Source organism: Serratia sp. NPDC078593 (genome assembly GCF_050268245.1).
Lineage (GTDB): Bacteria > Pseudomonadota > Gammaproteobacteria > Enterobacterales > Enterobacteriaceae > JBNNGK01.
Genome location: NZ_JBNNGK010000004.1, coordinates 112,263 through 128,744, shown reverse-complemented (window position 1 = coordinate 128,744; position 16,482 = coordinate 112,263). Strand labels below are relative to the sequence as shown.

At 51.8% G+C, this 16,482-nt stretch carries 13 protein-coding genes; 3 read left to right on the top strand and 10 right to left on the bottom strand.

The window, feature by feature from the left end; genetic code table 11:
- Positions 1-240: 240 nt before the first annotated feature.
- The 10 genes from ACQKDS_RS06245 to fdnG all read right to left on the bottom strand — a co-directional run bounded on the left by ACQKDS_RS06245 (position 241) and on the right by fdnG (position 11,775).
- Entirely contained in the window at positions 241-531 is a 291-nt protein-coding gene (locus tag ACQKDS_RS06245) for a hypothetical protein (protein ID WP_399667409.1), read from the bottom strand.
- 16 nt (positions 532-547) lie between these two features.
- Positions 548-793, bottom strand: a complete 246-nt coding sequence (locus tag ACQKDS_RS06240; RefSeq protein ID WP_399667407.1) for a pyocin — start codon at positions 791-793, stop codon at positions 548-550.
- Positions 794-1,080: 287 nt separating this feature from the next.
- On the bottom strand, positions 1,081-1,356 hold the full coding sequence (locus ACQKDS_RS06235) for a hypothetical protein (protein ID WP_399667404.1): 276 nt from the start codon (positions 1,354-1,356) through the stop codon (positions 1,081-1,083).
- 16 nt (positions 1,357-1,372) lie between these two features.
- Positions 1,373-3,409, bottom strand: coding sequence for an S-type pyocin domain-containing protein (locus ACQKDS_RS06230; protein ID WP_399667401.1), 2,037 nt, complete (start codon positions 3,407-3,409; stop codon positions 1,373-1,375).
- 292 nt (positions 3,410-3,701) lie between these two features.
- Positions 3,702-4,898: a tail fiber domain-containing protein gene (locus tag ACQKDS_RS06225; RefSeq protein WP_399667398.1), complete on the bottom strand. Its 1,197-nt coding sequence runs from the start codon at positions 4,896-4,898 to the stop codon at positions 3,702-3,704.
- Between the two features lie 507 nt (positions 4,899-5,405).
- Positions 5,406-6,053: a DcrB-related protein gene (locus tag ACQKDS_RS06220; protein WP_399667395.1), complete on the bottom strand. Its 648-nt coding sequence runs from the start codon at positions 6,051-6,053 to the stop codon at positions 5,406-5,408.
- Positions 6,054-6,254: 201 nt separating this feature from the next.
- The gene (fdhE, locus tag ACQKDS_RS06215) at positions 6,255-7,184 is read right to left on the bottom strand and encodes a formate dehydrogenase accessory protein FdhE (RefSeq protein WP_399667392.1); all 930 of its coding nucleotides are present in this window, start codon (positions 7,182-7,184) and stop codon (positions 6,255-6,257) included.
- Positions 7,181-7,819, bottom strand: coding sequence for a formate dehydrogenase cytochrome b556 subunit (fdoI, locus tag ACQKDS_RS06210; protein WP_399667389.1), 639 nt, complete (start codon positions 7,817-7,819; stop codon positions 7,181-7,183). The genes fdhE and fdoI overlap by 4 nt, the downstream gene beginning before the upstream one ends.
- Positions 7,816-8,715 carry a formate dehydrogenase subunit beta gene (gene fdxH, locus ACQKDS_RS06205; RefSeq protein WP_399667386.1) on the bottom strand — a complete coding sequence of 300 codons (900 nt, stop codon included), beginning with the start codon at positions 8,713-8,715 and terminating at the stop codon, positions 7,816-7,818. Before fdxH ends, fdoI begins: the two co-directional genes overlap by 4 nt.
- Before the next feature lie 12 nt (positions 8,716-8,727).
- Positions 8,728-11,775: a formate dehydrogenase-N subunit alpha gene (gene fdnG, locus ACQKDS_RS06200; RefSeq protein ID WP_399667383.1), complete on the bottom strand. Its 3,048-nt coding sequence runs from the start codon at positions 11,773-11,775 to the stop codon at positions 8,728-8,730.
- Positions 11,776-12,065: 290 nt separating this feature from the next.
- Here fdnG and fdhD point away from each other — a divergent pair, with 290 nt between their 5' ends.
- The 3 genes from fdhD to ACQKDS_RS06185 all read left to right on the top strand — a co-directional run bounded on the left by fdhD (position 12,066) and on the right by ACQKDS_RS06185 (position 15,685).
- A complete protein-coding gene (gene fdhD, locus ACQKDS_RS06195; protein WP_399667962.1) occupies positions 12,066-12,884 on the top strand; it encodes a formate dehydrogenase accessory sulfurtransferase FdhD in 819 nt (272 codons plus the stop codon).
- A gap of 127 nt (positions 12,885-13,011) precedes the next feature.
- Positions 13,012-13,632: a superoxide dismutase [Mn] gene (gene sodA, locus ACQKDS_RS06190; RefSeq protein WP_399667380.1), complete on the top strand. Its 621-nt coding sequence runs from the start codon at positions 13,012-13,014 to the stop codon at positions 13,630-13,632.
- Between the two features lie 121 nt (positions 13,633-13,753).
- The gene (locus tag ACQKDS_RS06185; RefSeq protein WP_399667377.1) at positions 13,754-15,685 is read left to right on the top strand and encodes a methyl-accepting chemotaxis protein; all 1,932 of its coding nucleotides are present in this window, start codon (positions 13,754-13,756) and stop codon (positions 15,683-15,685) included.
- The last annotated feature ends 797 nt before the right edge of the window (positions 15,686-16,482 follow it).

Here is a 16,482-nt window from a genome sequence, read left to right as displayed (position 1 = left end):
ACGTGACAGCGTTCGTCCCGGTTACTTAGTTATATAAGCTCCCAGAGATTTTTCCACTTACGTATGGCGGACACCCAGAGAGGGATTTTCGCGTCTTTCACAAACCACGCTGTTGGCTGCATCACCGTATTACAGCCACTATCATCGTTCTGCCCTGAAGTTAGTCACCGAAGAAAACCTCCAACCAACGGAGGTTTATTGGACGTTGTTCAAAACATACCGTTCAGAAAGTACCGAAGACTATTCGATGCCGTACTTTTTCTCGGCCACAAATTTAGGTTCCTCCCAGTTTGGACCTTTTTTACACCCCGCCCCATAGGTTCTAGAAGAATATATTTTCCCACTTTCCTCAAGTAGCTTTGTTTCAGCAATTAACTTTATGTTATATGCCTCATATTTTTTATCAGCGTTATACCTGCCAAAAAATCGATCTATAGATGGATATCCTATACCGTTCTCTTCGCGCCCAACCAAATATAAAATAACGTCAGCCATACTTTCATTCTTTACCATTGCATTATAATCTACCATTTCAGTACCTCTAAATTCATTTAGTCATGTTTAGTGCATCTGGCGTATACAACAGGTTTTCATCAGAACTAAGTTGGTAATCTTCTAATGATGCTGTATGTGTGTTGTTCCAGACTTCATAGTTATTCTCTGGAACCGTACCATCGGGAACACCCAAAACTCGATAACGCTCCAACTCTCTGATTTCATGTGTATAAAATCGTCGATCTGTATCAGTCGGGGACAACTCCCCTTTCAGGATTTTTTCCAGACGATCGATCATCACTCTATTTTCGGGCGATTCCCCAAATCGCCCCGTGTGTAATTTAATCTTATCAACGCCAGCGCGATCAGTCCGCCTGCCCGATCTCCGTACCGGTGTAGCATTGTTACCTGTAGATTCGACAGGCGTCGGTCTTTTGGTGACTGAACATGGCGGCTTAACGATGTTGACTGTTCCAAGAATCCCAAAAAACGATCTAGCCATAAGTTAGCCGCCAAAGAAAACCTCCTACCAACGGAGGTTTATTGGACGTTGTTCAAAACATACCGTTCAGAAAACACCGACGGCTATTCGATGCCGTACTTTTTCTCGGCCACAAATTTAGGTTCCTCCCAGTTTGGACCTTTTTTATATCCCCCTTTCCCATTAGATGATATATAGTTTTTTTCTCGCATATTCTTCACTAACGAAATTAGTTCAATATTTGATATACGAGAATTCCCATACGTAGTGCAGTAACCATCTAATTGAGGGTGGGATATCCCACCATCTTTTCGGCCAGAAAGAAATAAAACTATTTCCGATATTTCCTCATTATCAAACATTGTTTTGAAATCAATCATAACTCCCTCTCTGAATTTATTCATCGCCAGATTTTAATGCTTCCGAGGTGTATAGTAGAGAGCGATCACTACTTAATTTATAGTCTTCTAACGCCGCGGTATGAGTGTTATTCCACGTAACACCGTCATCATCAGGAGATATCCAATCGGGAACACCCAAAACTCGATAACGCTCCAACTCTCTGATTTCATGTGTATAAAATCGTCGATCTGTATCAGTCGGGGACAACTCCCCTTTCAGGATTTTTTCCAGACGATCGATCATCACTCTATTTTCGGGCGATTCCCCAAATCGCCCCGTGTGTAATTTAATCTTATCAACGCCGGCGCGATCAATGCTGGCACCTTTCCAGTCCAGATTTTGGATTGGTCCCCCGGCTTTATCCATATGGAAGTCTCGACCACTGTACTTACCTTTGGCATTCGTTTCACCATAGATACCACTGAGCATCACATAAATTGCTTCAACACCCGTCCCTGTGGCATCCGGCTGCCAATAAATAAAATCCTGTAGCGCTGGGAGGTCATTCACCGGGAAGGGGATGGTCACGATGCTGTCCGCCTGCCTAATCTCCGTACCGGTGTGCGCTGGCGTCACCGGTACCGGAGTATCGTTGCCTGTATGGGACGGCACTGTGGATTCGACAGGTGCTGGGTTAACCAAGATAGTTCGCGATGGCACGCCTGCCACCGCCGGCAACGTTATCCTGTCCAGACCCGTTTTTTCATCACGCACCGGCCGATACACAGGTACACTGGCTGAGACACCTCCAACCCCTGTTTTAACCAGCATGACCTCTTGCTGACCGTTGTTGCCCGTGGTAATAAAGCCGCGAACAGGCAAATCGACCACGCTCATTTCTGGCCAGACAGCCGTTTTACCCGCAGCAACCAGGCTCGCCTGAACGGCAAATAACGCTATGTCACGACCGGGAACGTTGTCGCTGCCTTCCCCGGCTTTCCCTGGCCAGAATCCGACAACGAAAGCACCGACTGTGGCCCCTACGCTACTGGCTGTTGCAGCCTCCGCCACAGAAATAGTACCTCGCCATACGGCGCTCGACACCCAGCCGGCCAACTCGCTGGCCGCCATCATGACACTCTTAGCCACCGTAGATAACTGTACCATACCGCCTGCACGATTAAGTACGATTGCTCCTGTTGCCGCCAACGCCGCATTAGCCGCTTCCACTCTCTCCGACGTGTACATAGGTGCATCCAGAATACCTGCTTTGCCAAACAGGGCTTTGCGGGCCTCTTCTGCCTTCCGCGCTTCCTCAGTTTTACGCGCCTCTTCTGCCTTTCGTGCCTCCTCAGCTTTACGAATTTCAGCTTCAACCCTGTTTTTTAGCTCAGCCAGTACATTTCTCTTAGCAATCACATCTTCCGTAATGGTATTCACCCGATCAAGGTAGGTGACGAGTTCATTTTTCCCCTCAATTTCCGCGTTAATTTTAGGCGGAACGGTCTCATTCCATAAATTGATGAACCATGGCCCCGTTGTTGATATGGCCACATCAATCATACCAGCAGACTTGTCGATAAAATTCGAGAGCTTATTGTTATTCATAAAATCCAGAAAGCTATTCTTCGTCTCCTGTACTTGTCCTGAGACCCTTTCTTCCACCTGATTTTTTAAGTCAATATTCATTTGCAATGAATTAATCGCATCCTGAAAGGCATTGGCCACTGAATTTATTTCAGGAACATTAATAAGCCAAGAAACTATTAAATAGGCAAGTAAATCACTGGCCTCCTCCCTGATCTTCTCTGCATTCGGTGGATAAGCACTTTTAGCCTGATCCAAGATTTTATTTATTTTTTCCTGACTATCTCGTAAAGCAGATAATCCGTAAAAGACAATCTTGTTCGGATCATACGCTATCCCCCCACCACCATGCGTTGCCCCCCACGGGACAAAAATAGGGAACGGATTATTAGGGCTAATGCCAATACTCCCTGTAATACCAGGGGAGCCATTAGTTATAGTTATAATAACCTGCCCATCGGCTGAATAGGGTACGCCATCTCTATAGTAAGCGGGTGTCGCCATGACAACATCTCCTTGATTATTTATACATTATCGAATGTATTTATCTATCCATAGTAAAATACGCTCAATTGGCTGATTGGCGCTCAAAGTATCAACTCTGCCTGTTGGCCGACGATCGGCCAAGCCTTATCAAATAGGATTACAACTCAGTGAAGTTCCACATTCTTCTTTGAGCACTTAGAACCGTCAGTTGATATTGATGCTACGAGTATATTCCAGGGTGCGATTTCACATAATCAAATAAAAACTCATTCAGCAGTTTTTATTTTAATCAGACAGAATCATAATTATTTTAATTTTCATTCTTTGTTTTTATTTTTGAAGTAGGGATATTCTCATGCAACGACTTTACAATATCTTCCACAGCAGAAAGACGCTGTTCTTGCTCATGCAACTTTTTGTGAAGTTCACTTACAGCACCAACAAGTAAGCCAATCACTGCCTCATTTGAGACTGCCAGGCAGTTGTCTACCTCCACACCATCTCGTCTAATAAATGTTCCAGTATTCGTTACACCTTCAGGAAGAACCGCTAGAAGGTCCTGAGCCATAATCGATGCACTGCGAAAGCTATCGCCATTTTTGTAGTAAGTGTAAGGCTTGAGGGTCAGTAGTTTTTCAAGCGGCCTATCGATTTCTCTGATGTCGTCTTTAATTCGGCGATCAGAAAAAGTTTGCCAACCGTTATTAGCATACCCAATTCCGTTGCTTCTAAAGTGAAATCCTATATTAACTTTAACATTATCTTCATTGACTGATATAACAGCGGCCGTGTGACTATTGAATTGCTCATAGTGTGAAAAACCGACATTGTGTTCATGAGCTCGCCCATAAAGCACCATGCCATAGTTCCAGGCGGAAGTGGCATTTTCCGAAACGGCATCGCTACATTTCATGACTCCCCAGTGTGAGCTACTTGAAATAAAAGATCCGCCGATATCTAAACCGCCTCCTTTTCGTAATTTCATTTCATTACAAACACCTTCTGAATCCCGATAAGAAATTAATCCCATTTCTTCTTTCCCGGCCGCAAAGCGGGTAGACATTTTCATTGTGGTGGTCACATTACCACTAGTGAAATGGGTTTGTATCTCTGGGGCGCCGTATGTCTGCCCATCAATGAGCGATGCGGGGCCTGTTGTCATAGCGCTAATCCCTGCATCATGTGATACCAAGGCACCACCCGATATATCAACACCATTGCGCAGTGAGACCCTACCCGAAGCAAGATTAATAGTGAGAGGGCGTAAGGTATTCCACGAACCATCCAAAGCCTGACCGGTCGGTGTGATCAACGTGTAAAAATCCTTGCTATCGTTACGTAGTATCACGCCGGTGCTACCGTTAGCCAGGCGGAAGGCGCTTGCTGATTTGGATACAATTTCACTATCACTGACGACACGCTTGCGCAGCGTGGACAACGATTTCAGTTCGGAAATGTCTTCATTGATGCCATTAAGTACCTGTGCATTCTTCTTTTGCTCAGTCATGATAAAACTCCCTATTTTTAATATCCTTTTTTACAATCAAGTGGCATTTTTCACTCCCCCTAGCAGTAGGAAACAGCGTAGGCTGCGTATTGAGGTGTATCTAAAGCCGGTAAAATGCACACAAACACTGTATGCATAAACAGTATGGTGAGCTTATTAGAAATGGATGTCAAATGACACCTATTGCCCTTTGTTGTGTGGTGACTAATACAAAAGAAGGGGGAGAGATTCTGTTCTCTCTTATTGTGAACGCATGCAACTGAAACGGAGTTAACGCTTCTTTGATCAGTAAATAGAAGAAACCTGACGTTAGTTAATGAAGATTTATATCCAATTTATTTATAGATAAATTATTATTTAAGGCAATCAATTAACGGCGGCTACTATTGCGTTGTCTCCCGAGCTGCTTATATAAGCTGCCAGAGATTTTTCCACTTGCTTCCCCACAAGCCATTGGGCATGACCTGTGGGTTTATCTGGTCTGCGACGAAGCCCGGTAAGCTGGAATTATTTGACGGCGAGCGTGTCGATGATCCGCTGTACCAATGCCTGATGTACGTCTGGCGTTTTGGCGGGGGAAAGCATTTGCAAGGTGATAACCCGCTTATTGAATACCGTCAATATCAGGGTAGCAACCACGTTTTGCCCGTTGACCTGCTGTTCGCTATCCAGACGGCGAAAGGTCTGTTTACCAACGGTAAAATTCTCTTCTTTGGTTTTTTTGATGTTTTGATAACGCTCGCCCAGCTCCAGCATCATGCTCTGCATCAGTTCTTTGCGCATTTTATCGCTGTTATCCAGCTTCATGCCCTCTGGCGGCACCACTTCCGAAGTGACCGTACGCTGGCGCACTTTACTGTCGAGGAACAGTTGCGTGTGCGATTTGCTGTCATTGATGAAACCACTGTTCGGGGTTTGATCGCTAAAGCCCGGCGGTAATTCAAAGGTGATGTTGCCCTGTTGCAATGAAACGTGTAGCCCCGGCAACGGCGCAGGTTTTTCCTCCGGTTTTGGCGCTGGCGGCACCGTTTGGGTGACGGTCGGTTCGGGGGCGGGTTGCGGTTCGGTGGGCTGTTTCTTGTCAACGTTATCACAGGCGACCAATCCGCTCACCAACCAAGCCATTGTGGCGAATTTCGCTATCGTTTTAAGCATTCTCGCTTTCCTTTCGCTTTGCGCGTCATTGGGTAAACGTAGCAAGTCACGCGGTTGAATGCCAGATAAGCAGGCCGATATGGGCGGGGAAAAGATAACGCCGCTTGCCGAGGCGCGGAAACTGACCAATACGCTCAGTTTCTCCGTCGCTGATACCACCATCTTGCCCGGTGGTATCAGCCTATCAGCGGGGATGAACCCTTATTCGCCGGGGAACAGGAACGGGTTAATACTGCTACGGGCAAAGCCCTCGTCTTCCATTTTGGCATCGAGGATCAGCGTGGCTAAATCATCGGCGACGGCTTCCACCTGCGGGTCTTTCTCCTGATATAAAATCTTCAGGTAGGTGCCGCAGTCACCACAGCTTTCGGCTTTTACCGCCGCCTGTTCGCTGTCCAACGACCAATAGTTGAGATCCCGGCTTTGCTCACAGTTGCTGCACTTGATGCGCACTACATGCCATTCACTTTCGCACAGGTTGCAGTGTAAATAGCGCAGGCCGTTTACCGTGCCAATGTGCACCATGCTAGACACCGGAATGCTGCCACAAACGGGGCAAAACTGACGATGTTCACCGTATTCGGCACGGGCTTTACCTGGGATCAGGCTGGCCATCTGTGCCCAATACAGCGATAACGCCGCCCAAATGAACGGGGCTTTCTCGCTGCCGATGTGCGCAAACTCACGGTTGAGCAACGCGTCGGCCATCAGTTCCCGTTCATGCGCTGAGGCTTTTTCCAGGTTATCCAATACCGCGACCACATGTTCTGGTGCCTGTGGCCGCAGCTCGGCGATCAACGCCGTCAACAGCGTTTGCCAGTGCTCGCTGCGGGGGAAAACGCTCACATCGAGCGGCGGCTTGCCACTGGCGGCGCTGTGCACCAACAGCTCGGACAAATCCATCGTCAACGGATGGTCATGCAAGGCGTGCTGTTGTGCCTCGGCAAGGGTCGCGGCGAAGTTCAGGTAATCACCCAAGGGATGATCGGCCGCCAGTTGGCGCAAGCGCTCGGCGCGGCGGCTGTACAGGCTTTTCAGGTTCGCGAAAAGCAACGGCGGAATTGCTTCCGCCGCTGTAGACTTCTCACGCTGTGCCCCTAACTGTTCTTTAGGAACGATGCGGATACTCATCTGGGTTTGTCTTCCTGTTGTTTCTTGCGGACCTCGCGGTACCAGCGTGGATGATGTTTCTTGGCCCAGGCAGCCGGTACCCAACCCTCAATCATGGCGGTCAGGGTGCCTTTTACCCACAGCGCGGCGTAAACATGCACCATAATCACAATGATCAGCCCTACCGCCGCCAGCGAATGCACTAACAGCGCAATGCGGATCAGCGGGATTGGGAACGCAGGGGCAAAGTACGGCCGCCAGATAACGATACCACTGGCCAGCAACAGCACCAGACTGATAATCGCCGCCCAGAATACGCATTTCTGACCGAAATTATAACGCCCGGTGTCACCCACTTCCTCATTCATGGCGATTTTGTGGATGTTTTTTGCCCAGGTAATATCTTCCCGGTTGATCAGGTTATGCTTCCAGTAGCGCATAAACATCAGCAGAAACGCCGCGAACATAATCACCCCGGCAAACGGGTGCAGAATGCGCGCCAACTGAGGCGTACCAAAGATGTTCATCAGCCAGTTGAAGGACGGGAAGAAGAACCCCAGCCCGCTAATGGCCGCCAAAATAAAGCAGAACGCCACAATCCAGTGGTTAATCCGCTCCGGCGCGCTGTAACGCTGAATTGGCTTTTCCTTCTTCATTTGCGCGTCTCCTCATCATGCAGCTCGTCGTTTTCTTCCTCTTCAACGCGGTTTGGCCCAACGCCGACATAGTGGAAGATACTGGCTGCAAAGGTGGCCGCAAAGCCGATGGCCGCCAACGGTTTCCACACGCCTTTCCAGAAGGTGATCGCCGGGCTGATGGTCGGGTTATCCGGCAAGCCGTGGTAGAGCTGCGGTTTGTCGGCGTGATGCAGTACATACATCACATGGGTGCCGCCCACGCCCGCCGGATCGTACAGCCCCGCATTTTGGTAACCCCGCGTTTGTAGCTCACCAACGCGTTCTGCCGCGATCTGTTTCATCGCGTCCTTGGTGCCAAAGTGAATCGCGCCGGTTGGGCAGGTCTTCACGCAGGCCGGTTCTTGGCCCACATCAACGCGGTCAACACACAGGGTGCATTTATACACCCGGTTGTCATCCTTGTTCATGCGTGGCACGTCGAACGGGCAGCCCGCGATGCAATAACCACAACCGATGCAGTGTTCTGACTGGAAATCGACGATGCCGTTGGCATACTGGATAATCGCCCCTTCCGACGGGCAGGCTTTCAAGCAGCCTGGGTCAGCACAGTGCATGCAGCCGTCCTTACGGATCAGCCACTCCAGTTTGCCGTTCTCTTCCACTTCAGAGAAACGCATCACCGTCCACGATTTAGCCGTCAGATCGGCGGGGTTATCGTACACCCCGACGTTATGGCCGATTTCATCGCGAATGTCGTTCCATTCAGAACAGGCCACCTGACAGGCCTTGCAGCCGATACAGGTGGTGACATCGATCAGTTTTGCCACCTCTTCCTGATGATCGCGCGCACGCGGTGCCGGTGTGAGACTGTTAGTCGCGGATTTACGAATAATGTTTTGAGATTGCATTGCCATAACTCGTCTCCGTTACACCTTTTCCACGTTGACCAGAAACGCCTTGAACTCCGGCGTTTGCGTGTTGGCGTCGCCGACAAACGGCGTCAGGGTGTTGGCAAGAAAGCCTTTTTTCGCCACACCTTCATAACCCCAGTGGATCGGGATACCGATAGTGTCGACGTCCTGGCCGTTAACCTGCAACGTGCGAATACGTTTAGTCACCACCGCCTTGGCCTTGATAAAGCCGCGGTTAGAGCTAACTTTCACCGTATCGCCCTGTTTGATGCCTTTCTTCTCCGCCAGCTTCTCACCGATTTCCACAAACTGTTCCGGCTGCATGATGGCGTTGAGCCGCGCATGCTTGGTCCAGTAGTGGAAGTGCTCGGTCAGGCGATAGGTGGTACCGACATACGGGAACTGTTCGGATTTACCCATCGTTGCCAGATCGTCCTTAAACACGCGCGCGGCCGGGTTAGACACCACGTTCGGGTGCAGCGGGTTAGTGCCGATCGGCGTTTCAAACGGCTCGTAGTGCTCAGGGAACGGCCCTTCCGCCATTTTATCGATGGCGAACAGGCGGCCCATGCCTTCCGGCTGCATGATGAACGGCCCAACGTCGCTGTTTGGTGCAGCTGCGCTGTAATCGGCAACGTCTACCCCGCCCCACTTGGCACCGTCCCACGCCAACAGTTGGCGCTTGGCATCCCACGGTTTACCTGATGGATCGGCCGACGCACGGTTATACAGAATGCGGCGGTTCAGCGGCCATGCCCATGCCCAGCCCAGCGTATTGCCGAGACCGGATGGATCGGCGTTATCACGGCGCGCCATCTGGTTGCCGTCTGGCGTCCAGCTACCGGCGAAGATCCAACAGCCACTGGCGGTGGTGCCGTCGTCACGCAGTTGCGCAAACGAGCTCAGCTGTTCGCCCTTCTTCACTACCACGTTGCCATCGGCATCGCGCAGATCGGCCAACGCTTTACCGTTGTTTTCCTTCGCCACTTCTTCCGAAGCGGGATCGTCCGGCGTCAGGTAATCCCAGGTCATGTTGAGCACCGGCTCAGGCACGGCTCCCCCTTCGCGCGCATACATCTCACGCAAGCGCGTGAAGATGCCCGCCAGGATTTCGCCGTCGTGCATCGCTTCCCCCGGCGCATCGGCACCTTTCCAGTGCCATTGTAGCCAGCGGCCGGAGTTAACGATCGAGCCATTTTCCTCAGCAAAGCAGGTAGACGGCAGGCGGAACACCTCGGTCTGAATCGTTGCCGAGTCGACATCGTTGAATTCACCGTGGTTCTGCCAGAAATTGGCCGTTTCGGTATTCAACGGATCGATAGTGACCAAGAATTTCAGTTTGGACAGTGAAGCCACAACTTTGTTTTTATCCGGGAATGAGGCAACCGGGTTAAAGCCTTGGCAGAAATAGCCGTTGACCTTACCTTGAGACATCATCTCGAAATACTGCAATACGTCGTAACCTTTATCCCACTTCGGCAACCAGTCAAAGCCCCAGGCATTGTCTTTCTGCGCTTTGTCACCGTAGAAGCTTTTCATCAGGCTGACGAAGAATTTCGGGTAATTACCCCAATAGTTCACCTGCCCCGGCAACAATGCCTTCGGCGTGTTGGCCTGAAGGTAGCTGTCCAGATCGGTCTGCTTTTCGGAAGGTAACGTCATGTAGCCGGGCAAACTCTGCGACAGCAGGCCGAGATCGGTCAGCCCCTGAATATTGGAGTGGCCACGCAGCGCGTTAATGCCACCACCCGCCATGCCCATGTTGCCGAGCAGCAACTGGATCATCGCCATGGTGCGGATGTTCTGCGCACCGACCGAGTGCTGCGTCCACCCTAAGGCATACAGGAACGAGGTGGTTTTGTCGTGCGCGCTGGTTTCCGCGAGGTATTCACACACCTGCAAGAAATCAGCCTTTGGCGTACCGCAGATATTTTCCACTACGTCAGGCGTATAGCGGCTGACGTGCTGTTTCAGCATGTTCCACACGCAGCGCGGATCTTGCAGCGTCACATCACGCTTAGCGTAGCCGTTTTCGTCGAGTTGGTAGTGCCAAGTGGTTTTGTCGTACTGGCGGTTTTCCGCATCGTAGCCACTGAACAAGCCGTCGTCGAAGCTGAAGTCTTCACGTACCAGCAAGCTGGCGTTGGTGTAGGCCTCAACGTATTCGCGGTTGATTTTTTCGTTGGTCATCAGGTACAGCAACACGCCCGACAAGAAGGCAATGTCGGTGCCGGAACGGATTGGCGTATAGAAATCCGCAACGGAGGCCGTACGGGTAAAGCGTGGATCGACCACGATCAGTTTGGCGTTATTGTGAATTTTGGCTTCCATCGCCCAGCGGAATCCCACCGGATGCGCTTCTGCCGCATTACCGCCCATCACAACAACAACGTTGGCGTTCTTAATATCAACCCAGTGGTTGGTCATCGCACCGCGACCAAATGTTGGAGCAAGACTTGCTACCGTTGGTCCGTGTCAGACACGCGCTTGGTTGTCTACGGCAAGCATGCCGAGAGCGCGACTAAATTTTTGGGTTAAATAACCGGTTTCATTGCTGGAGGCCGAAGCGCACAGCATACCGGTGGTCAGCCAGCGGTTGACGGTCACACCTTGGGTGTTTTTCGCCTCGAAGTTGGCGTCACGATCTTCTTTCATCAGTTTGGCAATGCGGGTAAAGGCATCATCCCAACTGATTCGTTGCCATTTATCGGAGCCGGGGGCGCGATATTCAGGATATTTAAGCCGGCTTTCACTGTGGATGAAATCCACCAGCCCCGCGCCTTTCGGGCAAAGCGCGCCGCGGTTGACCGGGTGATCCGGATCCCCTTCGATATGGAAAATGCTTTCTTTGGCGTTTTTGGCGCCATCGCCAAGGCTGTACATCAACAGCCCACAGCCGACGGAACAATACGTACAGGTATTACGGGTTTCACGGGCGCGCAGCAGTTTATACTGCCGGGTTTCCGCTAACGCCAGCTCCGGGGTAAATCCCAGCGCGGCCACCGTCGTCCCTGCCATACCGCCAGCGCAGATCTTAAAGAACTGCCTTCTGCTGACCTGCATGGGGGTCTCCTTTCTATTCGCTAGTGTCACATTGTTTCGAATGTACCCGTCATACTTCAAACTACAGATGCGTTAACTGCGCGGGTTCCCTCGGCACTGAGTTTGCCATGCCCTGGGATAAACCCAGCCTTGCCGCCTTCCTGTGGCTCGAATTCTTTCGGGTAAACGCTTTCCCCGCCGCAGCGTGAAGCGCTAAAATAACCGTTGTTATAGTGATAACGATACAGCCGACGCATATTACCATACGGTAACTACGGTTGTTACAGATAGGTGCTAATTCAGTGAACAACATAGATCCAAGGCAGCAAATAAATGCGGCGCCGCTCACAGGCGTAGGCCGCACCGCGGTGTATCAACGCGGCCAACTCGCCACGGCACAGCAAGACTGGCTGGCCGAAGAAGTGCCGGTTGCTTTGGTCTATAACGGCATCTCACATGTGGTGATGATGTGCTCGCCGAAAGATCTAGAAGCCTTTGCCTTGGGGTTTTCCCTCTCGGAAGGCATCATCGAGTCACCGCAAGATATATACAGTATAGATATTAATCAGACCTGCAACGGGCTGGAAGTGGATATTGAGCTGTCCAGTCGTCGTTTTGTCGGGCTGAAGGCACGCCGCCGCGCAATGGCTGGCCGCACCGGCTGCGGGGTATGCGGTATTGAGCAATTGGCTGACATCTATCGCCCGGTAACGCCGCTGCCTTTCAGCCAAACCTTTTCCCTCAGCCAACTCGACCCGGCGCTCGAGCAACTGCGCCAAGTGCAAACCATCGGCCAATTGACCGGCTGTACCCACGCCGCCTGCTGGCTCTCACCGCAGGGCGAGATGCTTGGTGGCTGTGAAGACATTGGCCGCCACGTCGCACTCGACAAGCTGCTTGGCCTGCGCGCCAAACAAGGTTGGTCGCAAGGTGCGGTGCTGGCCTCCAGCCGTGCCAGCTACGAAATGGTACAAAAAACCGCCATGTGTGGTGCAGAAATCTTGTTCGTGGTTTCTGCGGCCACCTCTTTGGCGGTCGAGATCGCCGAACGCAGCAACCTGACGCTGGTCGGATTTAGCAAAACCGGCCGTGCGACGGTGTTCACTCACCCACAGCGTATCAAAGACTAGCGCAAAACCGCACCGTTTATAGGGCATTGATAATCATTTTCAATATCATTTAATTAACTATAATGATCCGACTGCTTACGCGGTGCTTACAATGTTGCGCCGCTCAATCCTACTGGAGACGATGATCATGAGTTATTCACTGCCATCACTGCCTTACGCTTACGACGCACTGGAACCGCACTTTGACAAGCAGACGATGGAAATCCATCACACCAAACACCATCAGACCTACGTCAACAATGCCAACACCGTGCTGGAAGCCTGCCCAGAGCTGGCATCGCTCAGCGTTGAAGAACTGATCCAAGATCTGGACAAAGTACCGGCTGACAAGCGTACCTTCATGCGTAACAACGCTGGCGGCCATGCCAACCACAGCCTGTTCTGGAAAGGCCTGAAAACCGGCACCACGCTGTCTGGCGATCTGAAAGCCGCCATCGAGCGCGACTTCGGCAGCGTTGAGAAATTCCAAGAAGAGTTCGAGAAAGCCGCAGCAACCCGTTTCGGTTCTGGTTGGGCTTGGCTGGTGCTGAAAGGCGACAAGCTGGCAGTGGTTTCAACCGCGAACCAAGACAGCCCACTGATGGGTGAAGCGGTTGCGGGCGCTTCTGGCTTCCCGATCGTCGGGCTGGACGTATGGGAACACGCTTACTATCTGAAATATCAGAACAAACGCCCAGACTACATCAAAGCATTCTGGAACGTGGTTAACTGGGATGAAGCGGCAGCCCGCTTCGCTGCGAAGAAATAATTCGCCCCATTTATCTGATGCCCGCTCAACGCGGGCATTTTTTTGTGCAAAATTTCGCTAAAGTTTATCCCGCAAAAGCCGATGGTTTTCTCCATAACATCGCTTAAAAAAGGGACAAAGCATGGCGGCATTGCAAACACTGGCAGGTAAATTCGTTCATCTCACCGTGGGTAAAAAACTGGGACTTGGGTTTTTTCTCATGTTATTGCTGGCGGCGATTATTGCCGGCACCGGTATTCACTATCTCACGATGATCGAGTCACGCTCCGATCGCATCGATTTCAGTAATCAATTACATAACGAAATCAATCAGGCTAAATATAGCCGGGCGATGTATAGCCAAACCTACCAAACGGAATACCTCAACAACAACCGCAGCCATATCGCTAATGCCGTGAAGCTGATTAAACGCGGACAGGATTTGGATTGGGATCCGCAAAGCCGTAAAGATCTCAAACGCTTAGTGAGCCTGATCGGGGAGTACCAACACCAGCAAACGCTATTCATCCAGGCGGTAGCCGATAAAAATGCGGTGCGTCAGAGCTGGAATATGTCGGAAGTGCAAGCCAGTCTGGCTCAGGTGGAACGTCAACTGACCAATGGCGAGCTGCAATTAGCGTTCATTCAGCTAAATCAGAAACTGACGCTGGTTCGTTATGGCGCGCGCGGCCTGCTGCTCAACCTCACTCATGAAGCAGAAACTCCGCTGATTGCCGCCATTGATGATGCCCGCAGCACAGCGCTTGCGCTTAATCAGCGCCTGCCAGAGGCGCAAAAACCATTATTACAGCCACTGCTAACGGCGCTGGATGCATACAAAGCGCGTATCGCCGCTTATCTGCCGGCTTACCAGCAAGAGCAGGCCATCAGCAAACGATTAGACCAACATGCTGGGGAAATCGGTCAGCTGGTCACTGCGTTCATGAAAGATGAGCTACAGCAAACCCACCGCAACATCGACACCGCACAGTTGCAAATGGGCATCACAACGTTGATCGCCATTTTCGTTGGCCTGTTGGTGGCATGGCGAATCACGCTGCAAATCACCCGGCCGCTGCACGATACGCTGGACATGGCGCAACGCATCGCCACCGGTGATTTACGGCAGGCAAAAACCAGCGCGCGTCGGGACGAGCTGGGCCAACTGCTTAATGCTGTCGCCGCGATGAGCCAAAACCTGCGCGATATGATTGAGAAAATCCAGCTGGGCGTCAATCAGGTATCGACCGCCGCCAGCGAGATTGCCGCCGGTAATACCGATCTCTCTTCACGCACCGAACAACAGGCCGCAGCGGTAGAAGAAACCGCCGCCAGCATGGAACAGTTAACGGCCACCGTAAAACAAAATGCCGATAACGCACATCATGCCAACCAATTAGCCACCGATGCGTCGCAAACCGCCCAGCAGGGTGGCAAGCTGGTCCACAACGTGGTCGCGACAATGCGCGATATTTCCAGCAGTTCGCAGCGTATTGCCGAAATTACCACCTTAATCAACGGCATTGCCTTCCAAACCAATATCCTGGCGCTCAATGCAGCGGTTGAAGCGGCGCGGGCGGGTGAACAAGGGCGCGGTTTCTCCGTCGTCGCCAGCGAGGTGCGTAATCTGGCGCAACGCAGTGCGCAGGCGGCTAAAGAGATTGAGGGGTTAATCGCCGAATCGGTCAATCGGGTGCAAACCGGCACCACGCTGGTTGAGGACACCGGCAATACCATGGAGAAAATAGTCCGCGACGTCACGCACGTGCGCGACATCATGGCAGAAATCGCCGCCGCATCTGATGAGCAAACGCGTGGCATTGCGCAGATTGGCCAGGCGATCGTCGAAATGGATCACACCACTCAGCAAAATGCCGCGTTGGTGGAAGAATCCGCCGCCGCCGCAGACTCGCTGGAAGAACAGGCGGATATGCTGCTGCAAAGCGTTTCTGTCTTCCAATTAGCCGATCATCAAGCCGTTACCGTCAACCCAACGGCCGCGCATAAAAAAGTGGACGTCAAAACGCCACAGGCAACCGCCGCATCCGAGCAGGATAACTGGACCACCTTCTAATACTGCTTACCGCCCGACTGTTTCGGGCGGTTTCCGCTGTCATCCGGCCACAACTCAGGCTATGCTGATTTTCGATCATTTCCCCACGACGTTTAACGTTTCATCCCGGTGATCGCTCATCGAACGATGGGCAAATGGGCGAGGCCTGCCTCGCCCCTACGGGTGGCTGCGGTGCTGGGGTTGAGCCCGATGAAGATGTGCATTTTGCTGAGTGCGGAGCGGTCGCACCTGTTCGCTGTACGATAATTGTGCGATGGGCAAACGGGCGAGGCATGCCTCGCCCCTACGGGGGGCTGCGGTGCTGGGGGTGAGCCAGATGAAACTGAGCATTTTGCTGAGTGCGGAGCGGTCGCCCTTGTTCGCAGCACGATCATCGTACAATGAAGCAAAGGGGCGAGGCCGGCCTCGCCCCTACGGGGGGCTGCGGTGCTGGGCTGAGCCTGAAGAAAAGGAACATGTTACTGAGTGCGTAGCGGTCACACCTGTTCGCTCCACCATCATCGAGCGATCGGCAAACGGGCGAGGCAGGCCTCGCCCCTACGGGTGGCCGCGGTGTCGGGGCTGAGCCTGATGAAAATGAACATGTTGCTGAGTGCGTAACGGTCGAACCTGTTCGCTCCGCGATCATCGTACGATAGACAAACGAACGCGGCATGCCTCGCCCCTACGGCTGGCCGCGGTGTCGGGGCTAAGCCTGATGAAAATGAACATGTTGCTGAGTGCGTAACGGTCGAACCTGTTCGCGCCACCATCATCGAGCGATCGGCAAACGGGCACGTATTTTAATATCAAGGAAA

Coding starts and splice junctions, on each gene's coding strand:
- ACQKDS_RS06245 (WP_399667409.1), bottom strand. CDS start 531: ATGGTAGATTATAATGCAATGGTAAAGAATGAAAGTATGGCTGACGTT.
- ACQKDS_RS06240 (WP_399667407.1), bottom strand. CDS start 793: ATGATCGATCGTCTGGAAAAAATCCTGAAAGGGGAGTTGTCCCCGACT.
- ACQKDS_RS06235 (WP_399667404.1), bottom strand. CDS start 1,356: ATGATTGATTTCAAAACAATGTTTGATAATGAGGAAATATCGGAAATA.
- ACQKDS_RS06230 (WP_399667401.1), bottom strand. CDS start 3,409: ATGGCGACACCCGCTTACTATAGAGATGGCGTACCCTATTCAGCCGAT.
- ACQKDS_RS06225 (WP_399667398.1), bottom strand. CDS start 4,898: ATGACTGAGCAAAAGAAGAATGCACAGGTACTTAATGGCATCAATGAA.
- ACQKDS_RS06220 (WP_399667395.1), bottom strand. CDS start 6,053: ATGCTTAAAACGATAGCGAAATTCGCCACAATGGCTTGGTTGGTGAGC.
- fdhE (WP_399667392.1), bottom strand. CDS start 7,184: ATGAGTATCCGCATCGTTCCTAAAGAACAGTTAGGGGCACAGCGTGAG.
- fdoI (WP_399667389.1), bottom strand. CDS start 7,819: ATGAAGAAGGAAAAGCCAATTCAGCGTTACAGCGCGCCGGAGCGGATT.
- fdxH (WP_399667386.1), bottom strand. CDS start 8,715: ATGGCAATGCAATCTCAAAACATTATTCGTAAATCCGCGACTAACAGT.
- sodA (WP_399667380.1), top strand. CDS start 13,012: ATGAGTTATTCACTGCCATCACTGCCTTACGCTTACGACGCACTGGAA.
- ACQKDS_RS06185 (WP_399667377.1), top strand. CDS start 13,754: ATGGCGGCATTGCAAACACTGGCAGGTAAATTCGTTCATCTCACCGTG.